Here is a 15,145-nt window from a genome sequence, read left to right as displayed (position 1 = left end):
TCAAGATGCCATTTCCTTATAGTCAGGTCGTTCATCCACATTGGCGTCGTGCAGCAGGCGCCCGTTCTCGAACCGGGCGACGCGATCGAAGAGGTCCGTCAACGCCGGATTGGCGAGGACCCAGATGACCGCAGGATCGCGCCCGCCCTGATCGAGCATCGCAAAAACGTTGCGGACGACCTGTTCCTGGACACGCTGGTCGAGCGCCAGGAGCGGCTGATTGAAGATGTAGTAATCGCAATTGCGGATCAACGCGCGTGCAAGGTCGAGCTTCTGCCGCTGCGCGGCCGTCAGTCGCTTGCCGCCGGCGCCGACATTGAAATCGAAACCGAAGGAAAGCACCTCGTTGTAGAGGCCGCCGGCCTCGAAGAGGTCCCGGACGATGGCGCGGATTTTCTCCGAGCCGTCGGCGTGTTTGTGACCGATACGTCCGAAGAGCACGTTGTCGATGATGCTGCCGGACGCGATGAAGCGGTTCGGACGGTAGTGCTCGATCATGCCTGCGAGATCGGCCGGCAGGCCTTCGTCGAACTCGCGCCGGGCGGCAACGATCTTCGCCATAACCTCATCGGTTAAGAGACCGAAACGATGCCGGGGCTCGATATAGTCGAAGCACAGCCTCAGCACCTTGATCTGATCGTCTTCCGATACTTCGGCCTTGCCCTTGGTGCGAACCTTCTGGAGAATGGCCTCATAGACCGGGATTTCCTCGGCGGTCATGAAGGTCAACTGCTGGAAGAACGGGTGATCCGGCGGCAAGTCGCGGAACAGTTCGACGACGTTCTCGGCGATCTCGATGCCCATCTCGTAGAAGACATCGCGCAGGCCGACCCGCTGCAGGATCGTCTTGAAGAACGGATGGTTCTCCAGCGCGTCTGCCCACACCACCTGATCGGTGATGGTGCCAAACAGCATGTTTTCGCCGATCGTCGCCTCGACGTTGTAGGTCCCGGGCTCGAAGAACACGACGAGGTCGCTGAGCTTTTCCTTTTCGAGACGCTGCCGGAGCGCACTGCGCATCTCGACGATGCCAGCGGCAAACTCCGCATGCTCATGGGGATCGATGGTCGAACGCACGGCCAGCGCCATGACGTCGTTGGTCAGAAGTACCGCGTCGAGAACCGGCCGGATCTGCACGAGCAGATCGTCCGGACCGTTCGCCCCGGCGGATCCATAGTCGATCCAGTCGCTGTTGACGTCGAGATACGGGTTGCCGGCCAGCCGGGCCTCGGTCACCTCCCACTTGCGGTGCGTGGCACGCTCGCCCTCATAGACCTCGTTCGTGAGCGGCGCATGTTTCAGCCCGTAAAGGATGTTGTCGCCGAGGCTGCCCTGGAAGACGTAGACGTCGGAGGAAGCGTAGGCAATCCGCCGGCCGGTCACCGATTCCGGCAGCTCCAGAATGTCCTGACCACCGACGATCACCTTGCCGCTTGCCGGCCAGACGAGGCGGCCAAAGGCCTCGGCGAGCACTTCGCCGCCGCCCATCAGCGCCACCTTCTCGCCGGGCTGGACCTGCAGCGAGACATGGTCGAGCAACGTCGAGCCGCCGTCGTCGATCACGGTCAGATTGACGGCCGCAAGCGGGCCGGCGAGCGGCGCCGCAGCGGTCGTCGCCACCGCCTGCACTTTGGGATCGAGCAGCGTGTCGACGCTGAACTGCTCGACCACCTGCGCATATTTCACCTGGACGTCCTGGCGGGCCTGGTCCCAGTCGATCAGTTCCTTCAGCGGACCCGGCAGGTCCTTGTAGGCGCCGATGACGGCGACGAGCTGGCCGATGTCGAGGCGACCCTGCAGGGCGAAATAGCCGCCAATCGCGTAGAACAGGAAGGGCGTGACCTGCGCCAGGAAGTTGTTGATGAACTTGACGAGGAATTTCCACTGGTAGAGGTCGTAGCGGATCTGGAAGATCCGGCCGAGGCGAGCCGCAATGTCGGCGCGCTCGTAGTTCGACGTGTCGTGACCGCGGATCGCGCCGATGCCGTCGACGATCTCGCTGACGCGGCCGGAGAGCTCGCGCGCCGTCAACTGCCGCTCGCGTCCAAGCACGAGGAGCCGCTTGCGCATGCGCGGAATGATGATCGCCTGAACCGCGACGATCAGCGTTGCGATCAGCCCGAGCCAGAAGCTCTGCAGCAGGATGAACACCAGCGCCGTCAAGGCCTGGCCGCCGAGCAACGCGGGCGAGACGAAGGCATCGCCGGTGAAACCGCCGAGCGGCTCGACCTCGTCCTTGATCATCGTCGCGATTTCGGCGGGCTTCACCCGCTTGAAATGGCTGGGCGGAAAGCGCAGCACCCGGTCGACAAGTTCAAAACGAATGCGCCGCAAGAGCCGCTCGCCGAGCCGCCCCTTGAACGTGTTGATGTAGAACTTGAAGAGGCCGTTGACCACCACCAGCGCCAGGAACACCAGGCTGAGAGCGAGCAACATGCCTTCGCGGCCGAGCTGGAAGCCATCAAAAACGTTGATCGTGCCGAAATACGGCAGGTCGAAGGAAATCGGCAGAAAGGCCTGCGTGGCCTCCGGACTGTCGAAGCCATCGCCCTGGATCGGCCCGTTGACGATCTGCTTCGGCAGATCGAACGACAGGAAGTAAGGGATCATCGACAGCGCGACGACAACCAGGATCCAAAGCTGGTCCTTGCGCGTGTGGGTCCAGATATAGCGGGAAAGGCGTGGTTCCATGTTACTGGCGATAGGACCTTATTGAACACGACTGCTGCTGGCGGGCCGGGTTGCCACATGTCCCCAGCACGCATCACTCTTCGGCGACACCTTCGGACGGGTGCCCCACGGCACGCTCCTGAAGGGACGCCTGCATATTCCGCCCGGCGCCGAATCCGGCTGATCGATTATGCAGGTGCGAGGGAAATCTGCAATGGACGCGGTTTCCAACAGGCGGCTTATATACTATCGACGCAGAGGTCGACGTTCCCAAAGGAACACGCCGTTATTGCACTCGCTCAATGTGCAGCTTACAACGGCCGCATGAAACACACCAGCCATCCCCCTGCCCAAACCAGCGACTGGTACGAGCATGCCTTCGATCTCGCGCGTGGCATCGCCGCCTATACGCGCAGTCCGCTGATCGAAGGGATCGGACGGGTGATCGCCAAGCATCCCGACGCACACATCGCCAATGCCTTCAACCACAAGCAGGTCGCCTGTAAGGTCTGGGCGCGCGATACGCTGTTTGAGGTGGCCGGCCCCTCTTACGGCAAGATCGCCATCCTCGGTGGATGGTACGGTATTCTCGGCGCCATGCTGCTGGAAGACCAGCGCTTTGACGTGGCAGCGGTCGACAGCTTCGACATCGACCCCGATGTCGAAGCTGTGGCGCGGACGCTGAATGCCGCCTTTCCGGACAAGTTTCATGCCGTTACGGCGGACATGTACGCGATCGACTACGCGACGCTCGCGGCAGACGTGGTGATCAACACCAGCTGCGAGCATATCGCAGACCTCAAGGCGTGGCTCGATCGCATACCGGCCGGCACACGGGTGCTTCTCCAGTCCAATAACTATTTCAGCGAGCCGACGCATATCAACTGCGTGGCCTCGGTCGAGGAATTCGCCAAACAGGCGGCGTTGAAGACGGTCGAATTCGCTGGCGCGCTGCCGACCAAAAAATACACCCGCTTCATGCTGATCGGCACGGTCTGAACCGATCGGAAGTGCACGTGTTTGACCGGCCGGCACCCGTGCGCTCCGGCACCGTTGCCCGTCTTCGGCAGCGGCGGCTACCGCCGCTCCTCGACGTTCAGTCATGCGTCTCGACAGCTCTTGCTTTCATCTCGTTCCAGAGCGACGACGCGGTTCCGGCGAAGGCCCTGTAGCCTGCTTCAAACGGGTGTCCGTCGTTATCAGGATAAAAGCGCTGCCCGGCCAGGATCGCATCCCGCAAGGCATCGGTCGTTGCATCAACCGCGCTGCGATACGGCAGATCAAGCCGGCCGGCGACTTCCCGAATTTTATCCTCAAGTGCGATCTGACGTTCGACACTGCGGATGAAGCCGGGATCGGCAACGGCCAGCTGGCCACCGCGCCGAAGATGCTCGAAAACCACACGCTCCTTGGACGGAATGAGCAACAGTCCGACCCTACCCCGTCCCTGCGCGGCCCAGTCGGCAGCAAAACGTTCAAAGTCCCCGAACATCGCCGCTGTTTCGGACGAAGCCAGATCGCTCATGCGACCGGCATCATCCACATAGCGCCGCGACACGGGCGGGATCCCGTCCGGGAACCGGTAATAGTCGGAGGTTTCATCGCCGCCCGCGCCAAGGAGGCGCGCGTACAAACTCGTCACACGGTCCTTAATCGCATACTGATAAGCGCTCAGAAGCGCGACGTTCTCGAACAGCTTCGTCTTGATGCTCGCCGATCGTGCCTTGGTGCATTGCGTGTGGCTTCCGGTCGGGCTGAAGAGAGCCTGCAGGTGAAGCCGCGCCTGCTCTGCGAGCCAGAAGTCGGAACGCGCGTTCATGATATCGCAGGCCGAAAAAACGATCGCGAAATCGTTGCCCGGGAAAATGGCGACGATCGCGCCTTTGGCTCCATTTGCCAGCGCGTCGTGGATGATCGCGTGGTAGGTGTAGATGCCGTAGCTTCCGACACCGAAATTGTAGGTGTGCTCGCCGGTGATGGCCTGGAAGACGGCCGGCCAGGCTTGGCCGCTCTCGACGTTGTTGCCATAGGTCATCGAGTCGCCGATTGCGGCGACGTGAAAGTCCCGCCGTGCGCCTACCGGGTCGCGGAAGCCGTCCTCGTCAACTCCGGAAAGGGTAGGATCGAGACGATAGCCGTACTTCTCGTCGGTGGTTCGGTGCGATTGCGTTCCGATCGGAAACGGCGTGAACACGCGCAGCATTACCTCCCCGGCCCCCAACGCCAGGGTCACTGAGATCAACAGCGCAATCAGATTTCTCAACTGCCCCTCCTGCCTTACGCGCTCGACGCGCCGAAATCCCCCGGCATTGCTCTGCGACCGACGTTCGCCGCGACTGCGCCACTGCCTCTACGCCCGCCAGCCGGCACCGGTTCAGCGCACAGGCGATGCCGTGCGCCAGAGGCCAGCGGATGTTGGAGAGGTCGAAAAGGCAGGAGAGCCGTGCGGGAAACACTTCGCCAAGAGAATGACCCAGTCCTCGCGAGACCTTGAGTTTCGTGCACAAGGGAACCCAGATTATCGTTCGGTGGAAATGCACCGCAATATATTCAGAATCGGTATTATTTATTTACCTAACATACGATTCCGGAGGCAGCCAGCAGGAACACGCAGAGCGCGAGTAATATATCCAGGCTCCATACTGGCAGACAAACGAGCGGTCGCCCGAGCGTTGGTTTGCCGAGCGACTTTTCTACGGCGGTGGTTCCGCTCCATCGCGCCCTCCCCGAAGACCGAAGGGGCACCACCGAGCACGGGCTAGCGAACCGTCTGAAGCCCCAGTATCTCGGCCGTTCGAGCGGCGCCGTTAAGGTCGAGCGGGGGGATCTCCGGCCTTGGCCGCGCCAGCATCATCTCGACGTCGCGGGCCAGCCGCTCCGGTGTTACGTCCGCTTCCGGCAGAACGCCGGCAAGGCCCAGTTTTTCGAGCCTTTCCGCGCGCGTCGATTGCTCGGTCTCGCCACCGGCGACGAAGGGAATGAGCAGCGACGCACAGCCGGCACGGAAGATATCGCAGACGGTGTTGTAGCCGGCCTGGGAGACCGAGAGCCGCGCACCCGACAAGAGGCTCGCAAAATCCTTGCGGAAGCGGAAGAGATGCACGTTTGCGGGCGCTGCGGTGGCCAAGCCGTCATAGTCGTCCTGCGGCAGGTTCGGCCCGGTGATCAGGCACCATTTCAGGTCGCCCGCAAGCAGCCCGGCCGCCTGCAATGCCGCGCCGATCAGTTCCTTGCCGACCGCGCCGCCGCCGGCCGAAACAAGCACGTCGAACCTTTCAGCCGGGGGTTCAGGGGGATGGCCGGCGACAAGGCCTGTGTAGACGATCTTGTCTTCGATCTCCGCCGTATAGGGATAGGTCTCTTCGAGCCGCGCGAAGGCCGGATCTCCGTGCACGAGCACGAGATCGAAATGGGCCCTGACCACGTCGAGGGTTTCTTCGGCGCGACCGGGCTTCGTGCGCTCCTGCAGGATATCGCGCAGCGATGCGGCAACGAGGGGTCGCGGCTCCTGCTTCTCGATCACCTCCAGTAGCGGCATCAACTCAAAACGCATCTGGCGACGGCCAAAAGGGAAGGCTTCGAAGATGACGATGTCGGGCTTGCAGGCAAGAAAGGCCTCGATCAGAAGGTCCCGGCGCTTTTGCTTGAAAGCTTCGCTGACCGGATTTCCCTCGCCATCGGCAAGTCCGCTAAACCCCTTGTCGCCCGCCAGCACCGGCGGCAGGGCCACGTGTTTCACATCGTTTGCCGGGAATCCCGGCACCGGGCTGCCGCCCGTCACGACGGTCACGTCATAGCCTTTGGCCGCCAAGGCGCTCGCGATCCGGCTTGCCCGCGCCAGGTGACCGATGCCGAGCAGGTGCTGTACGTAGAAGAAGACGCGACGGGCGGACATCAGGCGGCTCTCCATTCGCGGACAAACAGGCCGGCGAGTTGTTCGATGCTGGTGTGGTGGTCGAACTGGCCGCGAACCTTCCGCTCCGCCGCATCGCCGAACCGGTGGCGAAGGGCCGGATTGCGGATCAGTTCCTCTAGCGCGACCGCAAGCGCCTGCGGGTCTTCCGACGGAACGACACGACCGTTTTCGCCATCCTCGAGCAGTTCCGGCACGCCGGATATGTCCGTCGAGACGCAGGCAAGGCGCTGGCTCGATGCTTCGACAAGCACGTTCGGCAAGCCGTCCCGATCACCATCCGCGGTGATCCGGCAGGCGAGCGCGAAGATGTCGCTTGCCCGATAGTGCGCAAGCACATCGGTCTGGTCGAGCGCGCCCTTCCAGACGATACGGTCGGAGATGCCGAGTTCCGTGGCGAGCGTCTTCAACTGGCCGGTCAGTTCCCCGGCACCGATATGCTCGAACCGCCAATGAAGCTCCGAGGGAAGCTTGGCCAACGCCTTCAGCAACACATCGTAGCCCTTCTTGCCAACGGCACGCCCGACACTGACGATGCGGACGGGATCCGAAGGATCGGAGCCTGTGCGGTTGGAATGCGTGCCGTCGAAACGCTGGAAGCGATCGAGGTCGAGGCCATGATAGCTCAGATGAACCCTCGACTTGTCGCGCGCAAGGCTGCGGAGATGCTCGTACCCCATGCGCGTGCAGGTCACGGTCCAGCGCGCAAGGTCAAGCTTTTCGGACAGTTCCCAGTCGGGCGAGGTCCAGATATCCTTTGCATGCGCCGAGCAGGTCCAGGGCGTGCCCGCAATCACGCTGGCATAGGCCGTCACCGAGGCAGGGGTATGGATGAAGTGCGCGTGCAGCCAGCGCGGCTGCCCCGGCCATTCGGCGGCGAGCACCAGCGCTTGGCCGAGGCGGCGAAAGCGGTTGCGGCTGAAATCGCGCGGCAGGTCCTTGAGGAACAGGCCCAAGGCGCGCCAGAACCCTGGCTTCGGCAGACAGCGCACGAGCCCGCGCAGGACCCTTAGCGGCTCCTCGTGCAGATATTCCGGCAGGTAATGGACGTCGGCGCGGATTTCGTCGTGAACCGGGTGGCGCTTGCCGTCCGTCGGACGCCGAAGCGAGATCAGGACGAGTTCCATCCCGGCGCGTTCGAGGCCAAGCAGTTCCTGGGCGATGAATGTTTCCGAAAGACGCGGATAGCCCTTCAGCACGACTGCAATCTTGCGGTCTGTCGGCAATGCTTCAGCTCGATTTCTTCACGATGTTCAGGTGGTTGCTCGATGGCCGATCGAGCCATCTGCCGACGATTTCGGAGATGTGCACGAGGCCTTCCAACCGCAGGCCGTTGGCGCTGCTCTTCGACGGTGGCGCGCGATAGGGCAGCGCCTTCAGCGCCGCCGCCAGCCGCAACGGATCCTCGGCCTCGTCCGGCAGGAGCATCTCGACCAACCCCAACTCGGCAGCCCGGCGCGCGCGGATCAATTGCTCCTCACGCGGCTGGATGCGCGGCACGATCAGCGCCGGCTTGTCGAAGGAGAGGATTTCGCAATAGGTGTTGTAGCCGCCCATGGCGACGACGCCTTTGGCGCCGGCGATGAGTTCCTCCATGCGATTGTCGAATTCGATGATCTTGATGAAGGGGATCTTGCTGCCCTTGCGGATCAGCTTCTCCCGCTTCTTCACCGGCATGTAGGGCCCAAGCACGATTAGCGCCTTGTGGGTGAGCTCGGGATCTTGCTGATAGGCGTGGATGACGTCGTGGATAAGGTCCGCGCCGTCGCCGCCGCCGCCCGTGGTGACGAGAATGTAGTCGCCCTGAGGCTTATGGCCCGGCAGTTCCTCGCGCGGAACGCTACGCTGCAGGAAGCCGACGAAGTTCATGCGTTCGCGCACCGCCGGCGGCACGTCGAGTTCGGTCAGGGGGTCGTAGAAGTCGGGCGGGCCGTAGACCCAGATCGTGTCGTAATACTGCTCGATCTTGCGCATGGTGTCGCGGCGCTTCCACTCGGCCTCGAGCAGGTGCGGCGCGTCCATGACCTCACGCAGGCCGAGGACGAGCGTCGTGCCGTGCGCTTTCAGATAGGTCAGCGTCTCCTCGACCTCGCCGCGCAGGCCCATCGGCTCCTTGTCGACGATGAAGATATCCGGCTTGAAGGTCTCTGCCGTATGGCGAATGATCGCCTGGCGCATCTTCAGCGTCTCGTCGAGTTCGATATGGCGGTCGAGCGAGGTGTAGTCGCCATTGTGCAGCTTGATCACGCTCGGGATCTTCACGAAATCCACGCGCGCGCGATAGTCGAACGCGCCGGCAATCGTCGCCCCGGAAATGATCAGGATGTTCAAGCCGCGATAGTCTTCCACCAGCGAATGCGCGATCGTGCGGCAGCGCCTGAGGTGTCCGAGCCCGAACGTGTCATGGCTATACATGAGGATCCGGGCATCTTCAAAACGCCGCATCATGCAAGAAACCTTTCACTCAGGGTACGATGAACCGTTTCACGCGCGCCGTATGGCTGCGTCAAACCGGGCTTCATTTGTAGGGATCGGCGGCGTCACGCAACCCATCTCCCAAGAAGTTGAACGCCAAAATCACAAAAATGACCGGAATTGTGGGAAATAGGAGCCAGGGATAGAAGGCAATGACGCTGACGCTTTTCGCCTCTGTCAGCAAAATACCCCAGCTGGTGATGGGCGGCCTGAGACCGAGGCCAAGGAAGCTGAGCGCCGTTTCGCCCAGGATCATGCCGGGAATCGCAATCGTCGCCGTGGCAATCAGATGCGACATGAAACCGGGTACGAGGTGCCGGCCGATGATGCGGCTGCTCCTTGCGCCCATGAGCTGGGCCGCAAGCACATAATCCTCCTCGCGCAAGGCCAGCAACTTCGAACGGACAGCGCGCGCAAGCCCGGTCCAGTCGAGCAGGCCGAGGATGATCGTGATCGCCAGATAGATGAAGATCGGGCTCCAGGTCGCCGGCATGATCGCCGCCAGCGACAGCCAGAGCGGAATGCTCGGGATCGACTGCAGCACCTCGATCACGCGCTGGACGATGAGATCGAAGACGCCGCCATGGTAGCCGGCGAGACCACCGATGACGATGCCGAGCACGAAGCTGACGGTGATGCCGAGCAGGCCGATCGTCAGCGAAATCCGCGCGCCATAGATGATGCGCGACAGCACGTCACGACCGAGGCGGTCCGTTCCGAGGAAGAAGGCCTGGCCGCCCTTTGCCGGACAGACGAGATGCACGTTGCTTTCGAACAGCCCCCAGAAGCGATAACCGTCACCGCGGCAGAAGAAGCGAAGCGGCTGCACGTCCTTGGTATCGTCGGCGTAGTTGCGCTTCAGCGTGTCCATATCCAGCGTCATCGTGCGGCCGTAGACGAAGGGTCCGACGAACTTGCCCTCATGGAAAAGATGCACCCCCTGCGGCGGGGCATAGATGTAGTCCATGTTGCGTGTGTGCAGGTTGTAGGGCGCCAGAAACTCGCAGACGACGATCATCAGGTACAGCACTGCAAGAAAGATGCCCGACGCAAGCGCGAGCCTGTGGCGGCGGAACTTCCACCACATCAGTCGCAGCTGCGAAGCCTGGTTGACCCGCACCTGCTCGTCCGTCATCGCCTCGACGGAATAGGGATCGAACGGGGCCGTCGATACGTAGTGCGGCATGGGCTCGCCGGGCGCCGGGAGAAATGACGTCACTTGGTGCTCCTGCCTTGCAGCCGAATTCGAGGATCAAGAATGGCGAGCGCGATGTCGGAGATCAGCACGCCGATCACCGTCAGGAAGGCCAGGAACATCAGGAACGACCCGGCAAGATACATATCCTGGCTCTGCAACGCCTTGATCAGCATCGGGCCGGTGGTCTCGAGCGACAGCACGATCGCGGTGATTTCCGCGCCGGAGATGATCGCCGGCAGGATCGAGCCGATATCCGAGATGAAGAAGTTCAGCGCCATGCGCAACGGATACTTCACCAGCGTGCGCATCGGTGACAGGCCCTTGGCCCGCGCCGTCACCACATACTGCTTCTGCAGTTCGTCGAGCAGGTTGGCGCGCAGGCGCCGGATCATGCCGGCAGTACCCGCCGCGCCGACGATGATGACCGGAATCCAGATGTGTTCGAGGATCGACTTCGCCTTTTCCCAACTCATGGGTTCGGCGAGATACTTCTGGTCCATCAGGTGGCCGATGGAAATCCCGAACCAGATGTTGGCGAAGTACATCAGGATCAGCGCCAGCATGAAGTTGGGGATGGCGATGCCGATCAGGCCCATCAGCGAGAGGCCGTAATCGCCCCAGCTGTACTGATGGGTCGCCGAGTAGATGCCGATCGGGAAAGCGATCAGCCAGGTGAAGATGATGGTGACGAAGGAAACGAGGATTGTCAGCCACAGGCGATCGCCGACGACGGCGCTGACCGGAAGCTCGTACTCGAAGGAATAGCCGAAATCGCCCTGCAGCATGCCGCCGAGCCAGTAAACGTAGCGCAGCACCGGCGGCTGGTCGAAGCCATACTCCTTCCGAAGCGCCTCGATCTGCTCCATGTCGACGCCTTCGCCCTGCGCCTTGATCTCGGCAACATAGCTTTCGAAGTAGTCACCCGGCGGCAGCTCGATGATGGTGAAGACAAGAGCGGAAATGATGAGGAGGGTCGGAACCATCGCCGCGATACGCCAGAGAATATATCGCAGCATGTCAGCCTTCCTGTTCGATCCAGAAGGTGTCGGGTTTGTAGACACCGAAATAGCAAGTGGGGTCGAAGCCGTAGAGCGCAGTGTCAGGCACGTTCCTCAGCTTCTTTGCCACGAGGATCGGCTGGAGCGAGGCGTTGACGATGCCGATCGAGAACACCTGGTCGGTGTAGATCGAGAGCATCCGGCTCCAGATCTCCGTCCGCTCGGCGTCCTCGGCCGAATGCCGCCAGCGCTGCAGCAGTTCCGTCAGTTCGACGGCTGCCGGAAGGTCCGGAGCCTGGCCCATTTCGCCGTGGGAAAGATAGTTCAGCCCCCAGACCGGCCATTGCAGCTGGTCGTCGGCGGTCGGCGCAAGCTGGCCAGGGTTCATGCTGGCCGTCGGCACGCCATTGTCTATGCCGAACCACATCGACATGATGATCTCGCCACCGACGGCGCGGCTGCGGAACGTGTCGCGCTGCGATGTCCGGATGAAGAGCGATATCCCGACCTTCTGCCAATAGTCGGTGATGAGCTGCAGCACGTCCGTCTCGAGCGTGCTCTCGCCCGCCGTCTCCACGACGATCTGCGCTGCGCGCCCGTCGGAAAGAATGCGGATGCCGTCGCTGCCCTTCTTGGTGAGGCCCGCCTCGTCGAGCAGTGCATTGGCCTGCTCCGGATCATGGGCGACCCAGGCACTGGCAAACTCCGGCCGGAAGAGCGGGCTGTCCGGCAGAACGGTATCGGCGCTTTCCTTGGTCAGGCCGTAGAACACCGCCTTGTTGATTTCGGTGCGGTCGATCGCAATCGATAGAGCGCGGCGAACGCGTACGTCCTGTAGCAGCGCCCGCCAAACCTCGTCCGAGCAATTGAGATTGGGAAGCAGCGCCAGGCGCGAGCCCTGCGTCTTCTTCCACAGAAGCACCTTCACCGGATAGCGCTTCTCGGAATCCTTGAGGAAGGTATAGTCGACGAAGTCGATGGCGGTCGCCTGCAGGTCGCTTTCGCCGGTGCCGGTCTTGGCCGGGATCAACGCCGAGGAACTGACGCTGAGCACGAACTTGTCGATATAGGGTAGCTGCAGGCCGTTCTCGTCGACGCGATGGTAGTAAGGATTGCGCTCGAAGACGAATTGTTCGGCCGGAAGCGGCGTCGTGTTGCGCCAGGGATCGAGCGTCGGCAGATCCGGGTTTTCCGGGCGGTAGGAACGGGCCATGCGCATATGCAGCTGGCTCCATTTCTTGACCCGCTCTTCCTTCATCAGCGCCTTGAGCTTGTCTTCTTCCTGATACTTCTCATGGAACTGTTTCAGGTAGGCCGACGGCATCACCACCACCATGGGCTGGGGGCCGGCGAGCTTCTGCAGGAAGTCGGGATTGGGCGTCGACCAGGAGTAGCGCACGGTGCGTTCGTCGATGATCTCGAACTTGGCAGCCTCGCCATCCATGACCAGCGCCGTCGGCAGCCCGGCCGGGCTCAGCTTTTCGTTGTTGAGAACGTCGTCCCAGCAATAGCGGAAATCTTCCGACGTCAGCGGCGTGCCGTCGGACCATTTGTGGCCTTCGCGGATGTGGAAGGTGAAGATGCGGTCCTCGACCGTTTCGAAGCTTTCGAGAACGTCCGGTTCGATCTTCAGCGCCTCGTCGAAGCCGACCAGGCGGGCATAGCCGTAGATCGTCATCAGGCGGATGTCCTTGGCGCTGCCGATCAGCATCCGCACCTCGCCACCATACTTGCCGGGCTGGCGCCCCATGGCTGCGACGTTGATGACGCGCGGCGTCTTCGGCAGACGCTCGGCAAGCGGCGGCAGCTTGCCGTCGGCAATCTGCTTTTCCCAGAACGCGGGCTCGCCCGAAGCCGCAAAGAGCCGCGTCGGCAGAGCCACGGTCGCAAGCAATGCCAGTACAGTTCGGCGGGTGATCATGGCCGCAACTCCCTTGCATCCACGGATCGGCGTGCCAGCACGATGTGGTCACCGCCGAGATCCGCGGGGATCAGCGCGTCGCCGGCATCGTCGTCCCGGAACTGTGGCCCCCAGCGCCGCATGTCCGAACCTTCGCTGTCCTTCAGCCGTTCGAAATCAAGGGGCCGGTCGAGATCCGGGTAAGGGACCGCCGCCAGCAGCGACTTGGTATAGGGATGAACCGGATTGCGCATCAGCACCTCGCGCGGCGCCAGTTCGACGATCCGCCCGGCGCACATCACGGCGATACGATCGGCCATGTAGTCGACGACCGCGAGATTGTGCGAGATGAACAGGCAGGTCAGCCCCAGCTCCTTCTGCAGATCCTTGAGCAGGTTGAGGATCTGCGCCTGGACGGAAACGTCGAGCGCCGACACCGGCTCGTCGCAGATCAGCAGTTCCGGCACGAGCGCAAGCGCACGCGCAATGCCGATGCGCTGGCGTTGGCCGCCCGAGAACGAATGCGGGTAGCGGTTGATGAAGCGCTGGTCGAGGCCGACGGCCTGCAACAGCGAACGCACCGTCTCGACGCGCGACTTCGCCGTACCGCGGCTGTGGATCTCCAGCGGCTCGCTGAGAATGTTCTTGACGGTCATGCGCGGCGAGAGCGAGGAGACCGGATCCTGGAAGACCATCTGGATCTTGGATCGCATGGCCTTGAGGTCGTCGCCCCGCACCTTCAGGACATCGACCGGTCCCTCGCCATTGTCGAAGGTCACCGAGCCCCGGTCGGGCGTGATGGCGCGCATCAGGATCTTGCTGACAGTGGTCTTGCCGCAGCCGCTTTCCCCGACGAGGCCAAGGCACTCACCACGGCGGATGTCGAAGCTGACATCGTCGACGGCGCGATGCAGCGTATTTTCGCCACCGCCGAACCAGGACGATTTCCGCGTTCCGTAGGTCTTCGAGACATTACGGACGGACAACAGCACATCGGGACCGGTGCGCCGGTCGGCCGCCGAGGTCCCGAGCAGCGTGCCGGCCTTGACCGGCACTTCGCGCAGCGCCTTCAGCCGTTCGCCAGGCTTCATGTCGAAATGCGGTACCGCGGCCATCAGCCCCTTGAGATAGGGATGCTGCGGGTTGCGGAAAATCGCCTCGACCGGACCGGCCTCGACGATCTGGCCGTGATAGATCACCACAACTTCGTCGGCCATGTTGGCGACAACGCCAAGGTCATGAGTGATCAGCAGCATGGCCATGTTGAGCTTGACCTGAAGCTCGCGCAGGAGTTTCAGGATCTGCGCCTGAACCGTCACGTCGAGCGCCGTCGTCGGCTCGTCGGCGATCAGCAGCGCCGGCCGGCAGATCAATGCCATCGCGATCATCGCGCGCTGGCGCATGCCGCCCGAAAGCTCGAACGGATACATGTCGTAGGCGCGCTTCGGGTTGGCAAAACCCACATAGCCGAGCAGCTCTTCCGTTCGCGCCCGACGTTCCGCCTTTTCCGCGTCCGTGTGGATCTTCAGAACTTCGGAAATCTGGTTTCCGATCGTGTGGAGCGGCGACAGCGATGTCATCGGCTCCTGGAAAATCTTGCTGATGCGCGTGCCGCGCAGGGCACGAATCTCCTCCCCTTCCCGCTCGAGCGAGAGCAGGTCGATCGGCTTTGCCGCCGTCGTCGGGTCGTTGAACAAAATTTTGCCACCAACCTTGGCGACGTTGGGCAAAATGCCCATCACCGCCTGGCTGATTGCGGATTTCCCCGATCCGGACTCGCCGACGAGCGCCGTCACCTTGCCGGGCAAAATCCTGAAATTCGCGTTATTGACGGCTTGAACTTCGCCGCCGAGCACCGAGAATGTGATCCGCAGACCTTCAACTCGTAGCAGGTCCGCCCCAGATGTCATAGCAGCACGCTTCCCTCATTGCTTTTTATCCGCCGCCTCTAAAAAAAGACTAGCGCAGCTTCTAAGGGCTGTCCAGCACAC

Annotated in this window: 10 protein-coding genes; 1 reads left to right on the top strand and 9 read right to left on the bottom strand. The window is 62.3% G+C overall.

Features of this window, described 5'->3' with window-relative positions:
• The gene (locus IB267_RS22100; RefSeq protein ID WP_192449590.1) at positions 1–2,691 is read right to left on the bottom strand and encodes an ABC transporter ATP-binding protein; all 2,691 of its coding nucleotides are present in this window, start codon (positions 2,689–2,691) and stop codon (positions 1–3) included.
• A 303-nt stretch (positions 2,692–2,994) separates the two neighbouring features.
• Between IB267_RS22100 and IB267_RS22095 the strand changes: the two genes are divergently transcribed.
• Positions 2,995–3,669, top strand: coding sequence for a class I SAM-dependent methyltransferase (locus tag IB267_RS22095; protein ID WP_192449589.1), 675 nt, complete (start codon positions 2,995–2,997; stop codon positions 3,667–3,669).
• Positions 3,670–3,766: 97 nt separating this feature from the next.
• On the opposite strand, the gene IB267_RS22090 is transcribed toward IB267_RS22095, so the two are convergent.
• The 8 genes from IB267_RS22090 to IB267_RS22055 all read right to left on the bottom strand — a co-directional run bounded on the left by IB267_RS22090 (position 3,767) and on the right by IB267_RS22055 (position 15,064).
• The gene (locus tag IB267_RS22090) at positions 3,767–4,933 is read right to left on the bottom strand and encodes a hypothetical protein (protein ID WP_192449588.1); all 1,167 of its coding nucleotides are present in this window, start codon (positions 4,931–4,933) and stop codon (positions 3,767–3,769) included.
• A gap of 495 nt (positions 4,934–5,428) precedes the next feature.
• On the bottom strand, positions 5,429–6,565 hold the full coding sequence (locus tag IB267_RS22085; RefSeq protein WP_246810788.1) for a glycosyltransferase family protein: 1,137 nt from the start codon (positions 6,563–6,565) through the stop codon (positions 5,429–5,431).
• Complete coding sequence (locus tag IB267_RS22080) at positions 6,565–7,809, bottom strand: glycosyltransferase family 4 protein (RefSeq protein WP_192449586.1); 1,245 nt, start codon at positions 7,807–7,809, stop codon at positions 6,565–6,567. Before IB267_RS22080 ends, IB267_RS22085 begins: the two co-directional genes overlap by 1 nt.
• Positions 7,810–7,813: 4 nt before the next feature.
• Entirely contained in the window at positions 7,814–9,031 is a 1,218-nt protein-coding gene (locus IB267_RS22075) for a glycosyltransferase family protein (protein ID WP_192449585.1), read from the bottom strand.
• Positions 9,032–9,101: 70 nt separating this feature from the next.
• Positions 9,102–10,277 (bottom strand): ABC transporter permease, encoded by a 1,176-nt coding sequence (locus IB267_RS22070; RefSeq protein ID WP_192449584.1) that lies wholly within the window; start codon positions 10,275–10,277, stop codon positions 9,102–9,104.
• The gene (locus IB267_RS22065) at positions 10,274–11,272 is read right to left on the bottom strand and encodes an ABC transporter permease (protein WP_043613700.1); all 999 of its coding nucleotides are present in this window, start codon (positions 11,270–11,272) and stop codon (positions 10,274–10,276) included. Before IB267_RS22065 ends, IB267_RS22070 begins: the two co-directional genes overlap by 4 nt.
• A 1-nt stretch (position 11,273) precedes the next feature.
• On the bottom strand, positions 11,274–13,175 hold the full coding sequence (locus tag IB267_RS22060) for an ABC transporter substrate-binding protein (protein WP_192449583.1): 1,902 nt from the start codon (positions 13,173–13,175) through the stop codon (positions 11,274–11,276).
• Positions 13,172–15,064 (bottom strand): ABC transporter ATP-binding protein, encoded by a 1,893-nt coding sequence (locus tag IB267_RS22055; RefSeq protein WP_192449582.1) that lies wholly within the window; start codon positions 15,062–15,064, stop codon positions 13,172–13,174. Before IB267_RS22055 ends, IB267_RS22060 begins: the two co-directional genes overlap by 4 nt.
• Positions 15,065–15,145 lie beyond the last annotated feature (81 nt).

Source organism: Ensifer sp. ENS09 (assembly GCF_014852425.1).
In the GTDB taxonomy this organism is placed as follows: Bacteria; Pseudomonadota; Alphaproteobacteria; order Rhizobiales; family Rhizobiaceae; genus Ensifer.
Note: the sequence above shows the minus strand (reverse complement) of the source record. Positions and strands in the feature narration are given on the sequence as shown.

Excerpts from the sequence above, each read along its gene's own strand:
- IB267_RS22100 (WP_192449590.1), bottom strand. The coding sequence starts at position 2,691 with ATGGAACCACGCCTTTCCCGCTATATCTGGACCCACACGCGCAAGGAC.
- IB267_RS22095 (WP_192449589.1), top strand. The coding sequence starts at position 2,995 with ATGAAACACACCAGCCATCCCCCTGCCCAAACCAGCGACTGGTACGAG.
- IB267_RS22085 (WP_246810788.1), bottom strand. The coding sequence starts at position 6,565 with ATGTCCGCCCGTCGCGTCTTCTTCTACGTACAGCACCTGCTCGGCATC.
- IB267_RS22075 (WP_192449585.1), bottom strand. The coding sequence starts at position 9,031 with ATGATGCGGCGTTTTGAAGATGCCCGGATCCTCATGTATAGCCATGAC.
- IB267_RS22065 (WP_043613700.1), bottom strand. The coding sequence starts at position 11,272 with ATGCTGCGATATATTCTCTGGCGTATCGCGGCGATGGTTCCGACCCTC.
- IB267_RS22060 (WP_192449583.1), bottom strand. The coding sequence starts at position 13,175 with ATGATCACCCGCCGAACTGTACTGGCATTGCTTGCGACCGTGGCTCTG.
- IB267_RS22055 (WP_192449582.1), bottom strand. The coding sequence starts at position 15,064 with ATGACATCTGGGGCGGACCTGCTACGAGTTGAAGGTCTGCGGATCACA.